Source organism: Methanobacterium bryantii, from assembly GCF_002287175.1.
Taxonomy (GTDB): domain Archaea; phylum Methanobacteriota; class Methanobacteria; order Methanobacteriales; family Methanobacteriaceae; genus Methanobacterium_D; species Methanobacterium_D bryantii.
In genome coordinates this window covers 401,460-422,608 of sequence record NZ_LMVM01000001.1, presented here as the reverse complement: position 1 = coordinate 422,608, position 21,149 = coordinate 401,460, and the positions used below count along the sequence as shown (strand labels likewise).

General features: G+C 33.7%; 20 protein-coding genes. 6 read left to right on the top strand and 14 right to left on the bottom strand.

Annotation, left to right across the window (positions count from 1 at the left end):
- Window positions 1-16: 16 nt before the first annotated feature.
- The 5 genes from ASJ80_RS02050 to ASJ80_RS02030 all read left to right on the top strand — a co-directional run bounded on the left by ASJ80_RS02050 (window position 17) and on the right by ASJ80_RS02030 (window position 4,566).
- On the top strand, window positions 17-709 hold the full coding sequence (locus ASJ80_RS02050; RefSeq protein ID WP_245837427.1) for a sulfite oxidase-like oxidoreductase: 693 nt from the start codon (window positions 17-19) through the stop codon (window positions 707-709).
- 470 nt (window positions 710-1,179) lie between these two features.
- Complete coding sequence (locus ASJ80_RS02045; RefSeq protein WP_048080677.1) at window positions 1,180-1,410, top strand: LSM domain-containing protein; 231 nt, start codon at window positions 1,180-1,182, stop codon at window positions 1,408-1,410.
- A gap of 242 nt (window positions 1,411-1,652) precedes the next feature.
- Window positions 1,653-2,693, top strand: coding sequence for a hydroxymethylglutaryl-CoA synthase (locus ASJ80_RS02040; protein ID WP_069583129.1), 1,041 nt, complete (start codon window positions 1,653-1,655; stop codon window positions 2,691-2,693).
- Between the two features lie 35 nt (window positions 2,694-2,728).
- Window positions 2,729-3,880 carry a thiolase domain-containing protein gene (locus ASJ80_RS02035; protein WP_069583128.1) on the top strand — a complete coding sequence of 384 codons (1,152 nt, stop codon included), beginning with the start codon at window positions 2,729-2,731 and terminating at the stop codon, window positions 3,878-3,880.
- A 323-nt stretch (window positions 3,881-4,203) separates the two neighbouring features.
- Window positions 4,204-4,566 carry a hypothetical protein gene (locus ASJ80_RS02030; protein WP_048080680.1) on the top strand — a complete coding sequence of 121 codons (363 nt, stop codon included), beginning with the start codon at window positions 4,204-4,206 and terminating at the stop codon, window positions 4,564-4,566.
- A 103-nt stretch (window positions 4,567-4,669) separates the two neighbouring features.
- On the opposite strand, the gene ASJ80_RS02025 is transcribed toward ASJ80_RS02030, so the two are convergent.
- The 3 genes from ASJ80_RS02025 to ASJ80_RS02015 form a co-directional block, all read right to left on the bottom strand.
- Window positions 4,670-5,017, bottom strand: coding sequence for a rhodanese-like domain-containing protein (locus ASJ80_RS02025; RefSeq protein ID WP_069583127.1), 348 nt, complete (start codon window positions 5,015-5,017; stop codon window positions 4,670-4,672).
- Between the two features lie 719 nt (window positions 5,018-5,736).
- Window positions 5,737-7,218, bottom strand: a complete 1,482-nt coding sequence (locus tag ASJ80_RS02020) for an oligosaccharide flippase family protein (RefSeq protein ID WP_069583126.1) — start codon at window positions 7,216-7,218, stop codon at window positions 5,737-5,739.
- A 379-nt stretch (window positions 7,219-7,597) separates the two neighbouring features.
- Window positions 7,598-7,873 carry an acylphosphatase gene (locus tag ASJ80_RS02015; RefSeq protein WP_069583125.1) on the bottom strand — a complete coding sequence of 92 codons (276 nt, stop codon included), beginning with the start codon at window positions 7,871-7,873 and terminating at the stop codon, window positions 7,598-7,600.
- A 211-nt stretch (window positions 7,874-8,084) separates the two neighbouring features.
- Between ASJ80_RS02015 and ASJ80_RS02010 the strand changes: the two genes are divergently transcribed.
- Window positions 8,085-9,128 (top strand): PQQ-dependent sugar dehydrogenase, encoded by a 1,044-nt coding sequence (locus ASJ80_RS02010; protein ID WP_069583124.1) that lies wholly within the window; start codon window positions 8,085-8,087, stop codon window positions 9,126-9,128.
- Window positions 9,129-9,306: 178 nt separating this feature from the next.
- On the opposite strand, the gene thsA is transcribed toward ASJ80_RS02010, so the two are convergent.
- From thsA to dapB, 11 genes are all read right to left on the bottom strand, one after another.
- Window positions 9,307-10,944 (bottom strand): thermosome subunit alpha, encoded by a 1,638-nt coding sequence (gene thsA, locus ASJ80_RS02005; protein ID WP_095651928.1) that lies wholly within the window; start codon window positions 10,942-10,944, stop codon window positions 9,307-9,309.
- A gap of 144 nt (window positions 10,945-11,088) precedes the next feature.
- Complete coding sequence (locus tag ASJ80_RS02000) at window positions 11,089-12,123, bottom strand: transglutaminase-like domain-containing protein (protein WP_069583612.1); 1,035 nt, start codon at window positions 12,121-12,123, stop codon at window positions 11,089-11,091.
- 631 nt (window positions 12,124-12,754) lie between these two features.
- The gene (locus ASJ80_RS01995; protein ID WP_069583611.1) at window positions 12,755-13,270 is read right to left on the bottom strand and encodes a hypothetical protein; all 516 of its coding nucleotides are present in this window, start codon (window positions 13,268-13,270) and stop codon (window positions 12,755-12,757) included.
- Window positions 13,271-13,325: 55 nt separating this feature from the next.
- Window positions 13,326-13,907: a phosphatase PAP2 family protein gene (locus tag ASJ80_RS01990; RefSeq protein ID WP_069583610.1), complete on the bottom strand. Its 582-nt coding sequence runs from the start codon at window positions 13,905-13,907 to the stop codon at window positions 13,326-13,328.
- Between the two features lie 140 nt (window positions 13,908-14,047).
- Window positions 14,048-14,665 (bottom strand): hypothetical protein, encoded by a 618-nt coding sequence (locus ASJ80_RS01985; protein WP_069583609.1) that lies wholly within the window; start codon window positions 14,663-14,665, stop codon window positions 14,048-14,050.
- A 419-nt stretch (window positions 14,666-15,084) separates the two neighbouring features.
- On the bottom strand, window positions 15,085-15,993 hold the full coding sequence (locus tag ASJ80_RS01980; protein ID WP_069583608.1) for a hypothetical protein: 909 nt from the start codon (window positions 15,991-15,993) through the stop codon (window positions 15,085-15,087).
- Window positions 15,994-16,130: 137 nt separating this feature from the next.
- Window positions 16,131-16,652, bottom strand: coding sequence for a hypothetical protein (locus ASJ80_RS01975; protein WP_069583607.1), 522 nt, complete (start codon window positions 16,650-16,652; stop codon window positions 16,131-16,133).
- 352 nt (window positions 16,653-17,004) lie between these two features.
- The gene (locus ASJ80_RS01970) at window positions 17,005-17,553 is read right to left on the bottom strand and encodes a hypothetical protein (RefSeq protein WP_069583606.1); all 549 of its coding nucleotides are present in this window, start codon (window positions 17,551-17,553) and stop codon (window positions 17,005-17,007) included.
- A gap of 356 nt (window positions 17,554-17,909) precedes the next feature.
- Entirely contained in the window at window positions 17,910-18,953 is a 1,044-nt protein-coding gene (gene asd, locus ASJ80_RS01965) for an aspartate-semialdehyde dehydrogenase (protein ID WP_069583605.1), read from the bottom strand.
- A gap of 121 nt (window positions 18,954-19,074) precedes the next feature.
- Window positions 19,075-20,232 carry a phospholipase D-like domain-containing protein gene (locus ASJ80_RS01960; protein WP_069583604.1) on the bottom strand — a complete coding sequence of 386 codons (1,158 nt, stop codon included), beginning with the start codon at window positions 20,230-20,232 and terminating at the stop codon, window positions 19,075-19,077.
- A 50-nt stretch (window positions 20,233-20,282) separates the two neighbouring features.
- Window positions 20,283-21,104: a 4-hydroxy-tetrahydrodipicolinate reductase gene (gene dapB, locus ASJ80_RS01955; protein WP_069583603.1), complete on the bottom strand. Its 822-nt coding sequence runs from the start codon at window positions 21,102-21,104 to the stop codon at window positions 20,283-20,285.
- Window positions 21,105-21,149: the final 45 nt, after the last annotated feature.

The following is a 21,149-nucleotide window of genomic DNA, read 5'->3' as shown; positions in this document are numbered from 1 at the left end:
AGAGGAGGTTTAAGTTTTGAAAGGGTTATTTAATGCTGCTAAAAATAAAATGAAATGTGAAAAACCATTAACTGAAGAAAAGATCAATGAAATACTTTCTGATAAAAATATAATTATAAGTGAAGATACTAAAAGAGAAAATAGAATCCCTCCAGGGCAGCACGAAATAACATCATTACCAGTGCTGCATGCAGGGTCAGTCCAAAATATTGATACTTCAAAATGGAAATTCAGGATATTTGGACTTGTTGAAGAAGAAAAAGAATTAAATTATGATGAATTTATGTCTCTTCCCCAAACTAAGGTATTTTCAGATATACACTGTGTTACCACCTGGTCAAAGCTCAATAACCTGTGGGAAGGCGTAAGTTCAAATACAATTAAAGAATTTGCAGACGTCCAGAAAGAAGCTAAATATGTTATGGTTCACGCATCTGGCAATTTTACAACTAATTTATCTATTAAAGACTTTTTAGAGCAGGATGTCCTGTTTGCAACCAGACACAACGAAAATCCCATAACTTCTAAACATGGAGCGCCTGTAAGACTTGTAGTCCCAAAATTATATTTTTGGAAAAGTACTAAGTGGGTCAACGGTTTAGAATTCATGGCTGAAGATAAACCCGGGTTTTGGGAATCTAATGGGTACCACATGCATGGCGATCCATGGAAAGAAGAGCGTTACAGCGGGCAAAGTAACTATATTTAAATTTAAAGATAAAATATTCAATTAAAAAAAATAGATTAAGATTAAATAATATAAAATCTATAAATAGGATTAATTATTATCAATATAATAAGTCTTAAAATAATTGATTTCATTTTGTACTAAATATGTACAAATAATGTAATTATTTTTAATGTGGCTATCCTGAAGTAAACTACATGTTTTTAAGATAATTCCCATTTTTAACCTAAAGATAATTCATGCGCGTGTCATAGGCATGAGCGTTTGATTTAAATACATCTTTTAAAAATAGTTATATAACCAGTTAATGTGTTATTTACATAAACCATTTGACTTGGTAAAGTAGTTATATCTTAAATTAGAATATAATTGCAAAGATGAACCACTTATTCTCTAAAGAATAAACATTAAATCAGAAAATAGTTATATCAAAACTTTAAAAAATATCCAAGGTAAAATATTTACAATGCTGAAAATAACGAGATGATTAAATGAGAGGCAAAATAATAGCAGCTAAATCCGAAGAAAAAAAAGAAAATCCGCTTCACAGACAGCTTAAGCAATTTCAAAATAAAGATGTCAATATACTTCAGAAAGATAATGAAACCAAAGAAGGTAAACTTTTAGCTATAGATAACTATTTAAATGTTGCCATTGAAACATCGGTTGGCCTGGAATTTATAAAAGGAACTAAGATATTATACATTCAACTTTTAAACTAATTTTCATAATATTTACTTATTATTTGATAAAATTCATCATATTTACTTAAATTTTTGGAATTTGAAGGTAATGATCATTATTTATAATTAACATTTATAGTAAACTTTATAAGTTCATTGTAAATAATAAGATATAAAATTAGTTAAATTTTTATTTGTAAATACAATTTTGTATTTTTTCAAAAATTAAAAAAATAACATGTAAACTAACAAAATAGATTACTTAACGGTAGTGATATCAAATGGCAGGAATTGTAGGATATGGTGTTAACATACCATCATATAGAATTAAAGTTGAAGAGATAGCAAAAGTTTGGGGAGATGACCCTAATGCTATTTCAAGAGGACTTATAGTACAAGAAAAATCTGTTCCAGCTCCAGATGAGGACACAGCAACCATATCAGTTGAAGCTGCAAGACATGCACTTGCTAGAGCACTGATAGACCCTCAAAAAATAGGGGCTGTTTATGTTGGATCAGAATCACACCCTTACGCTGTAAAACCTACAGCAACTATTGTAGCAGAAGCTATTAGCGCAGCTCCACACTTAACAGCTGCAGATTTAGAATTTGCATGTAAAGCAGGTACAGCAGGTATGCAAATTTGTATAGGACTTGTTGATTCAGAAACTGTTGAATATGGCTTAGCTATCGGTGCAGATACCTCTCAAGGTGCTCCAGGAGATGCACTAGAATACACTGCATCTGCAGGAGGGGCAGCATACATAATTGGAAAAGAAAATACAATTGCTGACTTTGAAGGAACTTACAGCTTTACAACAGATACTCCTGATTTCTACAGAAGAGAAGGAAAACCTTATCCTCGACACGGAGGAAGGTTTACAGGAGAACCAGCATACTTTAAACACGTGCTATCTGCTGCACAAGGTATGTTTGACAAAATGGGCACTGAAGCCAAAGATTACGACCACGCAGTTTTCCACCAGCCAAACGGTAAATTTTACCTGAAAGCTGCCAAAAAACTTGGATTTAACAATGAACAGGCAAAAACTGGTCTTTTAACTCCAGTAATAGGTAATACATATTCCGGAGCTACTCCATTAGGTTTAGCAGCTATACTTGATATAGCAGAACCAGGAGACCGCATATTTGCAGTTTCATACGGATCAGGTGCTGGAAGCGATGCATTCAGCATAACCGTAAATGATGCGATAGAAGAAAGACGAGAAAACGCTCCAAAAGTCGCAGATATGATTAAAAACAAAACTTATGTAGATTATGCCGTATATGCCAAATACAAAGGCAAACTAAGGATGGCTTAAACAAACTAATCTAAAATTATTCATGGGGGAATTCCTTGAGAGACGTTGCAATTATCGGAGTTTCACAGACAAAATTTGGAGAACTCTGGGATAAATCATTTAGAGATTTAATAGTAGAGGCCGGAATAACGGCCATTGAAGATGCAAATGTAGAAGGAGACGAATTAGATGCCATGTATGTTGGAAACATGTCTGCTGGTCTCTTTGTAAAGCAAGAACACATTGCATCATTGATAGCAGACCATTCAGGACTTGCACCAATTCCATGTGCAAGAGTAGAAGCAGCATGTGCATCTGGAGGATTAGCACTTAGAAATGGGATAATGGCTGTTGCATCCGGATATCATGACATGGTAATTTCTGCAGGTGTGGAAAAGATGACCGATGTAGTTGACCCAACTCCAGCTATCGCCACAGCTTCAGACCAGGAATGGGAAGCACAGCAAGGTGTCACTTTCCCATCACTTTACGCAATGATGGCAAGAAGACATATGTACGAATATGGAACAACAAGAGAACAGCTGGCAATGGTTTCTGTTATAAACCATAAAAATGGTGCCAAAAACCCACTTGCTCAGTTCCCAATGGAAATTTCAGTGGATGCTGTATTAAACTCAAGTATAGTCGCAGACCCACTTAGACTCCTTGATTGTTCACCAGTATCAGACGGTGCCGCTGCAGTCATTTTATGTCCTGCAGAAGACGCTAAAAAGTACACAGATACACCAATATATGTTAAAGCTTCAGCACAAGCTTCTGGAACCATCGCATTACACGACAGGAAAAACTTAACCACCATTGACTCAACAGTCCACGCATCAAGAAATGCATACAAAATGGCAGGTCTTGAGCCAAAAAATATTGATTTAGTTGAAGTTCACGACTGTTTCAGTATAAATGGGTTACTTGCAGTAGAAGACCTTGGATTTGTTGAAAAAGGAAAAGGTGGAATTGCCATTGAAGAAGGTATGACTGAAATAGACGGAGATATTCCAGTAAACCCATCTGGAGGACTCAAAGCTAGAGGCCATCCATTAGGAGCTACAGGAATTGCTCAGGCAGCCGAAATCGTATGGCAACTTAGAGGAGAAGCAGGCAAAAGACAGGTAGACGGCGCCCAAACTGGTATGACCCACAACATTGGTGGAACCGGTGGAACTGCTGCAGTCCACATTTTCTCCAATTAAAAGGAATCTTTTGATTCCATTCACTTATTTTTTAGTAGTAAATAACTTTTATTTTTGGCAATATTAAATAAAATTTTTAAATAATGACTCGATAAGAATTGTGAAATTATCAGCCTTATTTATAAAATATTTTTAAAAATAAGTTTTATTTCATATTGAGTTATAATACAAAGGTTTAAATAGAGCTAATTCATATTCAAAAAAATCAAAAAAGACATATAACAATATATTTAACCCCTATAAAGTTTAAAGCCCATAAATATATACTCCATATTAATAATATATTAATAGAAACTTGATACTCATAAATTGCGTGGTAAACAATGGAAATACTATGGTTTTATATTGCAGTGATATTAGCTATCAGTGACGAAGTTCACAGCAAGCTCTTCTGGAACGTTTTTGCTGATTTTTATATCCTGTTATCTGGAATACTGCACAAAATTATACATTCTAATATAAGGCTGTGGATGGTTCATGAATGCATGGAAGCAGTTTTTCATTTCATAGTGTTATCAGTGTTATTTTTATCTCTAGAAATAGGTATCTTAGGTGCTCTTATCCACTTAGTGATAGACCTTTACCATGAACTGGCAGGATTAGATCTCAAATGGCTGCAGCACCGTGCACTGCATTTCACCATAGAATCACTGTTCTTTATACTGTTCTTTTCAGCTTTACAGTAATATAACTAATTTATAAAATTTTTTCCATTTAGTTTATTTAAATGGTTTTTTCAACCAGAAATCTTTTTTTCCATCCATAAATTTCTTATTCACTTAAAAAATGTTATTTCTCAACTGGAAGTCTGTTTCGTTTCCATTTATCTACGCCACCTATGATACTATGAGCCTCCATGTATCCTCTTTTTTTCATTAATTCAACTGCTTTGCGGCTTTTACGTCCTGTTCTACAATAAACAAAGTATTTCTTATTTTTATCCATTTTTCCAAGTTCATTTTCAAAACTACCAGATTTGAAGTTTAAAAGATATGCATTTTCGATGTGCCCATCATCATATTCTTCAGGAGTACGGACGTCCAGAATCACAAAATCAGGGTCATCTCTATGCTTTTCAAGTATGGTAAACACTTTTTTAGGTTCTATTTCTTCAAATTCTTTTTTATGTATAGACATAACAAATACCTCTAATTATTTAAATTTTATCGCTCATGTTCACAAAAACTGTCGGTCTTCAAAAATCTTCGATTTTTGAAACCTCGAAAACAAAGCATTCGAAAATTTACAATTTTCGATGCGTCAAATCAAAGATTCAACAGTTTTCGAAGGTTTTTGTAACCGTAAAAATCGCAGCTGACAAATACTTCGTATTTGTCGCCTGCAAAACCCTTAAAATTCGAAGAATTTTGGGGCATGCAAAACTTCGTTTTGCGGTTGCGAATCGAAGCTTCGCAAACATCAAAAACCGCAGGTTTTTGAAAGCTACGTTTTGCGGTTCAGGAAAACCTTAAAAAATCGTAGATTTTTTACGTATAGAAAAATGCTACGCATTTTTCTCTAACCACGGTTTTCGGGGCGTCAAAATCAAAGATTTTGACAGCTAAAGAAAATACGTTGCATTTTCTGTGTTTGCGAATTGAAAATTCGCAACCGTAAAAATCATAGATTTTTACATGCCGGAGGAAATTTATTTCCTCGGCCGCAAAAACTTCTAATTTTGCGCTCCAAAAAACCTTCGGTTTTTTGAGAGATTTTTACATGTCCATGATCCTATGCATGAGTTATACTTCACGTTAAATTGTAATTTTAATTGATTATATGGGATTTATCTTAAAAAATACAATTTACTTAACCAGACACACGAAAATAAAGCGATATCTGGGCATGAGCGAATTTTATAATCCTCGCAGTGCACAATAAACGTTCACTAAAGATTCCTTTATCATACCTGTGAAGAACTTGATTTCATCTGTTTTAATTCCTTTAAGAAGCCATAATACAAATATGTACAGTGCAAATGAAAATAGTCCAGACAGTACTATATTAACTGGACCATATGGATTCAGAAGAATGAGTGATAGAGCCATGAAAAATGCGGCGTATATAGTTTTTTTTGCAAATTTTACGTAGAAATCGCACCGTATATAGTTCAGGGAATAATAAACTGTAATTAAAAAGGCCGTTAGATAAAGAAGCAGCGTTATAATTGCTATACCAATAATTCCAAGGAAGTATCCAAATGTTACATCTAGAATAATATTTAATATTGCAGAAATAGCCCATATATTACCAGTGATCTTTGTTTTCCTTTCCATGACTATTATTTGAGTTATAATACAATAAAGACCAAAGAACAATCCACCAGTAGCTAAAATTGGAGTTATAAGATACCCCTGGTTAGCCAAAGTTGGAGTGGATAATATATACAATAAAGGTCGAGCCAGAATAGATAATCCAATTACAGCAGGTACAGCCACTATTAAATACAATTTAATAGCATAATTTAGAAGAAATCTAGTTTCTCTGATTTTTCTTTCAGCATAAAACTGCGATAAAATAGGAAGCAGAACCGTATAAATTGGTGATGTGAGGATGGTAAGCAAAGAACTTATTGTATAACCTGCAGAATAGTAACTAACCGAAGTTATACCCAGTACTATCCCTATTATATAACGATCACTTGCATCTAACACCCAAAAAGATGCATTACTTGGAATGGTAGGTAATCCAAATGTCAGGTACTGCCTTAAATTATGGAACCTTGGAATTTTAAATCCAATCTGTTTAAGCACAAATGTAAACATTATTAAAGAAATTAAAGTCTGAGTTATTAAAATTCCTGTAACGGCCCCCACTACTCCCCTTCCCATCAATACAAGCAATAACGCGAAAATAACCACCATATACGCCTGCAGAGTTGTGAAAACAGCATACTTTGTCATCTGGTTAGACGCCCTGAAATAATCAACAAAAACAAGCTGCAGCGCGGACATAATTACAGTAAGTGGAAGAATCAAACCTACCCCTACATTTCCATTGAAAAGTACATGGGAAATAGGCACAACTAGAATATACAATGCAACAGCCCCCATTATACTGGCAAATATAACTGTAAATAAGATTGAATAGAACGCTTCTTGTATTTCTGTCCTACTTTTGGAAGCAGATAAAAATCTCACCATTGTATAAGGCAAACCCAATATTGCAATGGCAGGAATAATTGTAATTGTGATTTGAAACTGAGTCCATACACCATAGTCTTGAATAGAAAGGTTTTGAGTTAAAATAGGCAGGAGCATAATCCCAGTTATAGTTACCAAAAAAGTTGACGTTCCAATTAGACCCATTCTCTGTAAAAACAATTTGTACTGATCCAAATTTTCACCTCATAACTCAAAAATCCTTAAAAAAATCCCTTACTTCAGGTTCAGGAAAATACTACACATTTTTCTTCAACCCAATTAACCAAATATTACTTATGTAAAAATTATTATTAAACCGTTTGCATTACAGAATATTAACTATCCCACTGAATTAAAATATAAAAGACAATTCAAGACAATATTTAACGCAAACATACAGAAAAATAGTTTTTAAAATAATAAAAACAAATAATCAACGTTTAAAAAATATAATAAATTTTTATGATTAGTTTTATAATTTAACAAAACAACCACTGCACAACAATTAACTTCTCAGAACATTATCATATTCTAAATGAATCTAACTTAAAAACAAAGAAAGAGACAAATTAATCTAATAACAAATTTCAAAATCCTCAAACTCCCCACTGTACTCCTGCCATTTTACATCAACATCCCGAACTTTAGCCCCTGAAGGCCCTTTACCAACAAAAGCAATGAGTTTATCAACATTCTCCTTATTTCCATTAAAAATGGCCTCAACCCTGCCATCAGGAAGATTACGGACCCAACCAGTTACTCCATACTTTTTAGCTTCACACCTTGTTTTATATCTAAAATAGACCCCCTGAACTCTTCCAGTTATAAAAACATGAGCTTTAACCTGCAAAAAATCACCTTTTTCCGTGTAAATTATCACCACTTTTTATTTTTAATCCCAAATTAAAAAATTTAATGTTGTACATAATTTTTTAGATATCTAAAAGAATGCACAATAAAGAATCCATTTCCATTTTTAAATACATTTAAAACTGTATTTTAGAATATTAAACACATTTAATAAAAATAAAGCCAATAATATTATTAAAGCGGTGTTTAACATGAAACGAAAAACTATCATTATCATTGTTTTTGTATTTTTAATTGTAATTTTAACTCTATATTTCATTATACCCAAACCAGCAAATCAAAAGGGCTATGAAACGGAAATTTTAGTTCAAGATCTGAATACACCATGGGCAATTGATTTTCTTCCAGACGGTAAAATGATCTTTACAGAGCGTGGTGGAAGAGTAAGTATCTTTGATAAAGGTGCCACTAAAACTGTTGGAACTATCACTGTCACCCAAATAGGTGAGTCTGGAATGCTGGGAATTGCAGTAGATCCTGAATTCAACACAAATAAATTCATATATCTATATTACACAGGTTCAAATGGAAATAGAATTTCAAGATTCACATTAAACGGAACACTGAAAAATGAAACTGTTTTAATTGATAGGATACCAAATGCACAATTCCATAATGGGGGCCGATTAAAGTTCGGGCCTGATGGAAAATTATATGCTACCACAGGAGATGCCACTAATAACCAATCAGCCCAGGATATAAATTCTCTAGGCGGCAAAATACTGAGAATCAATAAAGATGGTACTGTACCATCTGATAATCCATTTAGAAACTATGTTTACTCTTATGGACATAGAGACCCTCAGGGAATAACATGGAACCCCTTAACACAAGATATGTATTCATCCGAACATGGAGCAACAAGAAATGATGAAATAAATATCATTACAAAGGGCGGAAACTACGGGTGGCCTCTCTATCAGGGAAATGAATCAGCGCAAGGTTACATTAAACCACTTGTAGTTTATACAGACTTCACTCTTGCCCCATCAGGAGTAGCTTACTATAACGGTGTTCTGTATGTTGCAGGGCTGCGCGGATCGCAGTTACGTAAAATAACGCTTTCAATAGATGGAAATAGTGTGACTGGTCAAGAAGCTCTTTTTACTAATTTAGGAAGAATTAGAGAAGTTGTAGTGCATGACGGATACATGTATATTGCCACATCTAACAGAGATGGGCGAGGTATTCCCCAATCTGGTGATGATAAGATTATAAGAATTAAAGTTTTATAAGAGTTAACTGCAATTTAAGCAAATTAAAACAACCTAAATTTAAAAGTAGCGTTTTTTCCAAATTTAAGATTAAAACCAGTTAACTGAAATTAACAGTTAATTTATAAATACATTCAAAAATAGCTGATTTCATTTAATATTTGATTTCAATTAAAAAAAGAAAATAAAATGATGTTTATTACATCATTGGTGGCATTCCACCAGGCATTCCACCCATACCTTCCATTCCTTCCATTCCTTCAGCCCTACCAGCACCAGTTGATGCGATAACGTCGTCGATACGGAGGATCATTTCTGCAGCTTCTGCAGCGGACTGCATAGCCTGTTTTTTAACTCTCTGTGGTTCGACTACACCAGCACGGTACATGTCAGCTACTTCACCTTTGAAGACATCTAATCCCATGTAAAGGGATTTTTCGTGTGCTGCTCTTAAGTCTACAAGAGCGTCGATGCTGTCTAAACCTGCGTTTTCAGCTAGTGTTTTTGGAACAATTTCTAAAGCTTCTGCAAATGCAGAAACAGCTAACTGTTCTCTTCCACTGATTGAGTCAGCGTATTCTTTTAATCCTTTGGATATTGCTATTTCAGGAGCTCCTCCACCAGCAACAACCTTTTTGTCTTCTACTGTGGAAGCAACTACACCAATTGCGTCGTCGACTGCTCTTTCGATTTCGTCTACAACATGTGATGTGGAACCTCTAACCAGTAATGTAACAGCCTTTGGATCTTTACATTCTTCAACAAAGATCATGTCGTCGCCGGAAATTTTTCTTTCCACTACTTTTCCAGCTTGTCCTAAGTCGTTGAAGGAGAGATCTTCAAGGTTAGATACAACTTTAGCGCCGGTTGCTTTGGCGAGTTTTTCCATGTCTGATTTTTTGACCCTTCTTACAGCGAGGATGCCTGCTTTTGCAAGGTAGTGCTGTGCAAGGTCATCGATACCTTTTTGACAGAATAAAACATTTGCACCTGAGTCTTCGACTTTGTAGATCATGTCTCTGATCATCTGTTCTTCCTGTTCGATGAATGCCTGCATTTGAGCAGGGTCTGTGATCCTGATTTCTGCGTCTACTTCAGTTTCTTTAACTTCTATTGCAGAGTTGAGTAATGCGATTTTTGCATCTTCTATTTTTGATGGCATTCCAGGGTGTACTCTTTCTTTGTCTATGATTACACCTTGTACAAGTGAAGAATCGTCCACTACAGCACCATCTTTTTTCTCTATTTTTATGTGATCTATGTCAACTTCACCGTCTTCTTCAACCTGTTTAACAGCACTTACGATGAGTTCTGCCAGTGGTTTTCTAGCTTTTTCGGTTCCTTTACCGGTCATTGCAGTCATTGCAACTTTTAAGAGAGTATCACGGTCATCAGCATCTATTGAAATTACGTTTAATATTTCCTGAGCTTTTTCTGCTGCCTGCCTGTAACCTGTAGCGATTACAGTTGGGTGTATGTCCTGGTCGAGTAATCCTTCTGCTTTTTTGAGTAATTCTCCAGCTATGATTACTGCTGTTGTTGTTCCGTCCCCTACTTCGTCTTCCTGTGTTTTTGCAACTTCTACAAGCATTTTAGCTGCAGGGTGTTCGATATCCATTTCTTTTAAGATTGTTACACCGTCGTTGGTTACAACAATATCTCCAAGGGAGTCTACAAGCATTTTGTCCATTCCCTTAGGACCTAAAGTAGTTCTTACTGTTTCAGCGAGTACTTTTCCTGCCATGATGTTCATTCTTTGAGCATCTCTACCTAACAACCTGTTAGTACCTTCTGGTAAAATTAAAATTGGTTGGTTTCCACCACCTAATTGTGCCACTATATCACCTCAAATTTTTTTTAAAATAATTTTCAATTGTTTTGTATTTTATCAATGGGTTAGAGGTTCTATAAGTAGTTTTCGATTAAGCTCCCCTTTAAATAAAACCATAATTTAAAATAAAAATAGTAAAAATCAAAATGTTTAGAACGGTAACGATGAATAAACACCTTTCAAAATATCGTTTTTGGTGTTCCAATTACGTATTACTCCGAAATCATTGATATTATTTGATGCATCAGCACAGATCCATTTTCCATTGACAAACAACTGTGCCCACACATGACCGCACCATCCACTTGAAAATTTACAGTTTGCATGTACATACCTTGCTGGAATCCCTGCAGCTCTTGAAAGAGCTACTATAAGATGTGAAAGGTCAACACAGTTACCTTTTCTATCTCTTAGTGTACCTACTGCCCCTCTTCTTGTATTGTAATAGAATGAATAGTTTACATAATCTCTTACCCAGTTGAAAATATTGGTGGCTTTTTCTAGAGTTGTGAGTTTCTTAGTTACTGTTATATTTTCTTTATATTGACTCAATTTTTGTTGATAACTTGCATAGTCCTGCAAATATTGATTATATTTCTGTTTTGCTTTCAAATAAGAGCTATATGATACATTTGTCTCATTCCAGGTATCATGCGCTTCTTGATATGCAGTTTCATTTCCATTAAAATCTGCAATTTGCGGCTCACTGCTAGGTTCTGAAACTGGATCTGGATTTTCCACATGTTCTGGTGCTGTTGGTTTTGGGTTTGGATTAGGTACAGACACGTTTTTAGTTGCAGGTGTTAAACTTTTAGCAAGTGCTTTTATTCGTGCATTACTGGATTGAGCATTTTTAGTTGCCTTTTTACACTCCTTGGGAGGAATATTCCTTACTTTATAGTTTTTATAGATATATTTATAGTAAGGTTTGTACACATACCTGTAGCTATATCTGTATTTATACGTGCTTCTCCACTTACCTTTATATTTATACCATACTTTTACTCTAACTTTTACTTTGGTTCTTATTTTGCGGTAAGCTTTAACTTTTTGTTTAATCGTTACTGAATAATACGCTGCATTTACCTGTATAACGTTTTTATCATTTAAACTAATATTTGTATTATTATTATTCGATGCATACTGGTTTTCTGTTAAAGCTGCAGAAGGAAAAACACAGATCATTATACTTAATGCAATCAGTAACGAAAAAAATGATTTTCGCCTAATTTTATCGCCTCCATGATAGCATTGTTAAATTCATTTATTTAACAAGCCACAGGACTACTATTAATAATTTTTTTTAATAATATAAATCTTTTGTTTTCATTTTTAAAAAAATAAGTTAATTAAAAACTTATGTAAGTTTAAAATTACCTAAAAAATCGTTTTAATGCATGAAAAATTATTATTAATATTAATTTATGTTTTTAATAAGTTATTATATACTAAAAGATTTTTGTAAAAAATTTAGATAATTAATATTCTTCTGCATCTAAATTATGATTTTAGAGAGTCCACAGGTAACATTAAAATAGTATTTAACTCCTTATCCTCAGTTAAAATATTACTTTCTAAATATATCCATTATCCAATGAAATATGTAGCTATTACTCCCTATAACTGATTTTAATGTTTTATTAACAAGACTTTTAAAAATTAAGTTAAATTCTATTTCAGCATAAAATCTATTAAATTTAAATCGCTTAAAGAAACTGAATTAAAATATTAAGAATGCATGCATTAAACCAATGAAATCTGCAGAATGAATTCAAAAATTTAATTAAAAAAAAGATGATGATCTATTAAAATTAATTTAATTCTCTATTTTCTGCCAAAAAGTTATTTCATTTTCTTTAAATGCTTTAAAATAACCTTTCCTTTCTAAATTCCTCAAAATACTGCTAAAATTATCAAAAGATAACTCTTTAAACCCTATATCTCGTATTTGTTCATAAAGTTCTTGAGTGGTACATTTATCCATGCCCAATAATTGATAAACCTGGGATTGGAAGGAAGTCAAATCCTTTTTTGGTTTAGCTGTAAGTGCGTCAAAATGTCTTTTAATTTTTTCAAGTTCTTCCAGTTCATTATTCCTTTCATTCAGGAGACCCATAAGTTCAGATATTTTCCCATCTTTTTCTTCCAAAGCCAGCTTAAGTTCCTCTATTTCCTGATTCTTTTTATTAACTAGCTCTGTATCTAATTTGCCTGAATTTTTAGATTCAATTTGACATTTTTTAAGATCCATCTTTAATTTACTAATTTCAAGCAAGCAAGCCTTAACCAGTTGTCTCAACTGTTCCCTTTCGTTATCTTTCAGTAATGCCATTTTATCATGTATAAGTTATGTTGAACTAGTTTTTAAGTTTAATGTTTTACTTAATTTACAATAACATTTCATTAAACTTTATTATATCCTTTTCAATCATTAGAATTAACAAAGCGCAAAATATACCAATTAAAGCACCTGAAATTACATCAAATGGATAATGAACTCCATTATAAATTCTTGAAAATCCCACCAGAAATGCAAATACCAACAGAGGATAAATTAATCTACACCGTTTACCTTTAAATTTAAAGCTGTAACTCCTCCCAATTATAATTGCCCCTATGAAAGAAGCAACTGTGTGACCTGATGGCCATGAAGAACCGCTCATATCTGTTAAAACTCGTATTCCATTAAGTGCAACATACGGCCTTGGCCTTGCAACAATATACTTTAAAATTTCTGTCAAAAAATAACCAAATACAAGGGCAACTATACAAACTAACGCGACATTCCTCCCTTTCCTCCCGCCAAATACGTACAGTAAAACACACAGTCCGATCCAAATGCTAAAATATCCCACACTTGATATCAAAGGCATTATAACATCAAAGACTTGATTTTGCATGTTGATATTAATTATATAAAATATTAAAATGTCTATCTGATTTAATGATGCAATTAGTCCGTCCAGCATGTATATCACTATTACTTAGTAAAATAAGGAAATAGTTAGTATTTGACTTTCAAGTAATTAAAGATTTTCAAGTTGATGGCAAATTGCATCTTAAAAATAACGTCGCTTATTTTAATTTTATAAACAGTTAAATTGTTAGTTCAACTGCTTTTTATAGCTGTGTATGTCAACTGGTTTTGATAGTTCCCCGCACGTGCATAATAAGGTATACCTAACGTTAAATAAGTGCCAAAGTGATTTTTAAAACTATCAGCCGGCATTTGCACGGCGATGCCCGTGTTTGTAGTTAAAATATTCACTGAAGAACCATCTTGAGAGTTAATTGTGAAAGATGTTGGTGTGAACACATTAAAGCCGTCTGAAAACTGCGTGCTTGCAGATCTTACAAGAATGTTAATAGATACTTCTCCAGCATTTTTAATGTATATGTTACGCTCCAAGCCAGTATCACTGTAAGCTGTTTCACCAGCAAGAGGGTTATGGCCATCAGTGGTCATTTTAATATCAGTTGGGGTAACCCTTAATGCAATATCTTTTCCAGAGCTGCTAGATGAGTTTTGATTACCACTACCACCAGAAGTACCATTGGAAGTTCCATTTGACGTGCCATTTTGATTACCACCGTGAACAACTAATGTGACAGTCTGCCCTGCCGAACTTGATCCAGATGCTGCTGCAGTATTATATCCTGCAGCAAAAACTGCTATAAATAGTATTGCAGCCATTAAAAAAGTTATACCAAATGTTTTCTGGTTCATTTATTTCCCCTTTATCAGTTTATAACCATAATATGAGGCCAGTTAAATCCGTGAAAATTGTCACAAATATATCACTAATTATTTGATGAAATGTGATATTGTTGTTATTATGTATAAATATTATGTATTTATTTGTGGAATAACTTAAAATAAAGGTTCAAACTGGTATGCCCACATATATACTATTATTTAAAATAAGATTTAATATTAATAAATGCTGATTTTATATTTAAAAGAAACAGCATATAAATGCTAAAAAATAAATAAAACTCATTTTTAACACTTTAATGAACGTAAATTGGTTAAAAATTTAAAATTTCAAAAAGATATAATCCTTCATGAACTTTAGAAAAATACATGAAAAATATCTAAAGCTGTTACAATATCTAAAAATAAGTAAAAAAAAGGAAATATTTAAATTATTTTTTCCTTTCTACCTTAATTTTAACCGGGGATTCAATTCCTTTTTTCCTGATGATCCAGACTGCTGCAGCCAGTATCAATAATATTATTAACCACACAGGGATTACAAGAATTGTATCATGGGTCTGGAGGACCTTATCCTGCTGATACCGTCCGTAGTCTATTTTTGTGTCTGCAGAGTAAAGACCAAAGTCTGCAATTCCAGGTGTCCACTGTGCAGTTAAGGTATAATTATCCTCAGGGTAAACCCCTCCTTGTATAGGCACAACCTGTTTACCAATCAAACCGTTTATTTCAATATTTCCAGTCATGTTAGCGTATACAGTACCATTGTTGTTTAATTGATATACAAAGTTGCCAGGCATGTACGAAAGAAGAACTGTAGGCGCACTGTGGTGTATCATCTGCAGTGATTCAATTATAGGTCCCGGAAGACCTGCTATTATTGGAATAACAAGTTCTACACCCTGTTTAATAGCTAAACTTTGGCTTAAATTGCTGCTGTTCTGTATCGGCACCCCAGTTATGACCATTGCACCCATTGCATCAGAATAATTTATTTTGGCAGGAGCAGTAAGGGTAAATGGAATCACCTTTGAAGCCTTAGGTGCCAGTGTGAAATTGGTCACACCCAGATTTATCCACGTGGCAATTCCCTGATCAGAGTAAAGCAGATGGATGCTGTCCATTAAAAGTCTTTTTTTGTTAACTGTCACATTTAACGTTTCATCCCCAATATTTGTAACTGTAACCTGGCCTGAAACAGTTTGTGATGCGGTCAGGTTGTATTTAAACTCGGGGGGTGAAGCCAAAAGCCCTGCACCAAAAACAAACCCAACTGAATTGATCAGTATAAACAATATCAAAATTACAGGTAAAACCTTCTTAATATTTCCTAAAAACATATGAAACCCTCCAGATCATCATTTATATGGTAATCTGATTCTACAAAATAGTATACTTTTGAAGTACTTAAATATTATCTAAGTGAAATTAAAAATAAAAAGATTTAAAAGAAAAAAGTATTTTCTGTTTATATTTATTATGTATGTTTTACTGCAGTGTAAGTTACTGTGTTAGTGTATGTACCATCTTCAAGTCCTGCAGGTACATATAGTGACTGGCTAGCAGTGAAACTGTTACTGCCTTGATTTGGAGTGTGTAAGTTACTGTAAATAGTATTTGCTCCAGTACTTGGTATATTAACGGTACTACCACCAGTAACTGATACAGTGTATTTATCATCACCAGAAGCAGCTATTGGAATTGTATCAGTAGAAGTTAAAGTAGTAAATGCATTACCTGAACTTATAGAAACATCTATTCTTGTGTTTCCAGTGTTGGTCACAGTGTAAAGAGCATTACTTGTATAAGTTGAACCTGTACCTGTTCCAGCTAAAGTTGTATCTCCACTAACAGTTATTGCTATGTTTGAAGGAACTGTCAATGTTGCAGTCTGAGTTGCTGTCTCTGCAGCTGCAGCCTGATTGTCCCCTACTGCAAAAATAGCTACAAACATCATTGCAGCTATCAATGGAATTATTCCCACTATTTTTTGATTCATTGTTAATCACGTCCTTATATTATTGATATAAATATTAAGCCATCATTGTATTCCATTAGTGACTATTGTCACAAAGTTATAACTAGATATCAACTAAATTGTGATATTGTTATCATAATATATAAATATTATGCGGTTTTCCTGTGAAATGGGAATATTACAGAACCCTAAACTTAATAATAAATTATTTAAAGTATTGATTAGGATTTAATAAAAATTTAGTATTACAAATAACATAATAAAATACATAAATCTAATTAAAATGAAAAATTCATATTATAACACAACAAAAAAAGAGTTTAATAGAAAAATTCAGATCAAACTAGTTAAAACAATGCCCGCACAATTAAAATTAACTAGCAGTATATATTACAGTTGTACTGTAAGTTCCAGGCTGAGTATTTACTGGAACAGTTAAATAATAGTTCATACGATATGTTTTGGTATTAACTAAAAAATATGAAAACGTATCTACTAAAGTAGGAGTAGTAGTAAATGATGTTTTACTTATAGCCGGACTAGCATCAGAACAGCTGTATTTAAAATTGCTAACCGGGATAGTGTCAGAGCTACTGACAAAATTACCGCCAACACTGGTATATAAACTGGCACTTAATCCAATTGCACTTACAGTAACGTTAGTTGCGCTGGTATATGTATGTTCAGTTCCGTCAGCATTTAAACTCCCAAAATTAATGGTTGTTGGAGTCTCTGAGACAGATACCCATATTGACATGGGCTGAACTACCGCATTCCCCGTTAAATTTCGTGTAACATTGGTTGTATTGGTAGTATTAGTGCTATTTGAGGAATTTGAGCTGTCTGCATATACAGAAAATATGCTCGCAACTATAAAAATTATAGAAAATACTGCAAAGAGTATATTGTAACTTTCTTTCACAAACTTCCCCTCATTTTAAACTATAACACAACTGTGATTTATATCACAGATCACCAAATTACCATTATTAACTCGTGATTGAATTCACTTATTTAATAAATTATTATATATTCACTGTGATTTTAGTTCAATGTTAATTTAATAATCATATATTTAATATAAACTTATCTTAAATCTGCTGGTGATCATATTAGAAACTTAGTTAAGTAATACTTTGAAAATAGAATTATTAAAATAAAAAATAAAAAAACCCTGCAAGATCTGCAATTTTAAGGGTTTTAAATATTCATAGAATTGCTTTCTTTAAAAATATTCTATTTTTATGCAGTAATCAAAATCTTATCCATGTTTGAACACTACATTATCTCAGAAATAAGTTCTGCATTCAAAATAGAAGCACCAGCAGCGCCCCGTATAGTGTTATGCCCAACTAATACATATCTAAGACTGTTATCAAATGCTGCATCTTTCCTTAATCTTCCAACAGTTACAGCCATGCCGTTATCGGTATTCCTGTCCATTCTTGGCTGAGGCCTGTTTTCTTCTTCCCTGATTACAACCGGATTTTTTGGTGCAGAGTGGAGATCTAACTTTTGTGGAAGGCCTTTGAAATTACATAAACAATTTTTCACATCTTCAATTTCCAAATCATCTTCCATTTCAATGAAAACTGCTTCAGTATGCCCATTGACAACAGCAACCCTGTGACAGGAAGCACTTAATCCAAATGGCGCAGGGACTACAGATTCTCCATCAAATTCACCAAGCAAGTGAAGTGTTTCAGATTCCATTTTCTCTTCTTCGCCGCCGATAAAAGGCACGAGATTATCCACTATTGCCATTGAAGGAACACCATTATAACCAGCTCCAGAAACCGCCTGCATGGTTGAAACATACACCCTTTTTATGTTATACTGATCATAAAGCGGTTTTAAAGTGAGAGTTAAAGCTATGGTTGAACAGTTAGGATTTGTTACTATGAATCCATCCCATCCTCTGTTTTTTTGTTGAATTTCTACTAAATCCAGATGTTCCGGGTTAACTTCAGGTATCACCAGGGGAACATCGGGCTCCATTCTCATTGCACTTGCATTTGATGCTACAATACATGATTTGGCAAACTTCGGCTCCACAATCGCTGCAGTATCTGCCGGAAGCGCAGAAAATACAATATCCACATCCTTAGCTTCTTTAGGGTCTGTATCCACTACAGTAATGTCTTTAACACTTTCTGGTATCGGACTATCCAGATACCATGTTGCGGCGTCTTCATATCTTTTTCCTGCTGATCTTGCAGATGCTGTAAGAGCAGTGATTTCAAACTTTGGATGATCTGCCAAAAGTTCAATGAATCTCTGCCCAACCATTCCAGTTGCTCCGAGAATACCTACGTTTACCATATAATCACCTATAATACAGATTCATAACAAAATATCGTAGAAATGACTTTCCATTTTATTTATGTCATATTATCTTTAATTTACTAAATATATCTAATAATTTATGTTATCTACTATAAATTTATACACCTAATAACTTTATTTTTCCGTCGTTCTTTTGAAGTCCTAATCTTAATTCTCCTTCATGGACCTTTGTATAGCCGTTTGTTATTTCCAGCTTGATACCGTATTTAAGTTTTCCACTTGGAATTATATTATCCCAAAGCTCTAAAGTGATATCTCCAGTGTCATCTTTAATTTTAACAAGTGTTAAAATCTTACTGCCATACTTAGTCTCCATTTCAATTACTTCTTCTATGCTTACAACTTCTCCATTTATCTTAATTTTACTTAAACCTAACCTCAAATCATTTATGTTAAATTTATCAGTACCCTTTGATAATTCTTTTATTGTAAACTCGCTATGTCCTTCTATCCTGTTAAATTTACCTGAAATTTCTACTTCATCGCCAATTTTAGATGAATTCAAACTTCTGCTATCTCGCAAAAGTTTCACGGCAATATCTTTCCTTGTTTTTCCCAAAACATACGCCTTTTTACTATCTAAATAGCCTAGAATTCCGTTAAACTTTAAAGTTCCATCATCTTTTACCCGCATTTTCTCCTGATTCACTATTTTATCAAAGTCCTTTCTGTATCTTTGATATATCCCAGATAGATGGTATGATTTACAGGATAGCACATATTCATCATTAACATATTTATTTGAAGTTTTATGGCTCCATAACCTGACAAAAAAGCCCACTCCATTTTCTACAGCTTTTCGGTCATTTGTATAAATATTTGCTTCGATCTGAGGCTTTCCTTCATAATCTCTAGATGATCCAAGACCGCTTCCAGTTAAATTTGAAGATCCAGCAATCATTTCAGTGTCATCGACAATTATCATCTTTGCATGAAGATTATTATTGTATTTTATAGATATATTGTCACCGAAAATACTTTTCCACCTTTCAACATCATCTAATTGATGCAGCCTTCGAAATACATCTTCCTTTTCCAGTTTAGTGATAAGATATACTTCTACATCTTTATTATTAGATAAAGCATTTTCAAAAGGAATGATAAATTCTTCACCAAGCGTGATCCATGGATATACAATGTAAATATGATTTTGTGCACCACTTATCATTTCATGAATCTTTCTTAAAGCAGAACGGTCTTCCTTTAAGAAAGTTGGAACAAATTCAGTTACTGGTTCACGTTTCTTAAAAAGCATGTATCCCCCTAAAAAATAAAAATATTATATAAAATAAGCAAATTATTTTTTTATTTTATACCGAGAACATCTCCCATATCGCTTATTTTCTTCGAAGCCCCAACAACATATCTTACTGCTTTAATTACTCCCGATACAAATGCCTGCCTGCTGTGTGCTCTGTGGACAATTTCAATTCTTTCTCCTTCACCTGCAAAAAGTACAGTGTGGTCTCCAACGATATCTCCGCCACGGACAGCGTGTATTCCAATCTCTTCAGGAGTACGTGCACCTACCACTCCTTGCCTGCCGTAGACGCCACATTCATTCTTATCTCTTCCAAGTGCCTCTGCCAGAACTTCATAAGCTTTAACAGCTGTTCCTGATGGTGCATCAGCTTTATGCTTGTGGTGAGCTTCTATTATCTCCACATCATAATCATCTTTTAAGATTTTAGCAAGGTCTGCAATGATTTTAAAGAATACATTTACACCTACTGCCATGTTTGGAGCAATTACTGCTTTTACTTTATTATTTTCTATAGCATTTTTCATTTCTTCCATTTGTTCGTCTGAAAATCCAGTTGTACCTACAACTACATTAACTCCACATTCTGCTGAAGTTTTAATTGTACCTACAGCGGCATTTGCTATAGTAAAATCAACAAGCACATCTGGCTTCTTTTCTGTTAGAACTTCAGCAAGTTTTTCAGCACCGTTTACAGGAACACCAATGGTTCCCACACCAATTACTTCACCTACATCCTTTCCCTCAAAAGGAGTATTTGGTGCTTCTATTGCTGCCACAACTTTCATGTCATCCTGTTCAAGTATGGTCCTAATTATTTTAGAACCCATTCTTCCGCTTGCGCCTGTTACAGCCACTCCAATCATTTTATCAATCTCTCCAATATTTAATATTTTGATTCAGAAAATCTC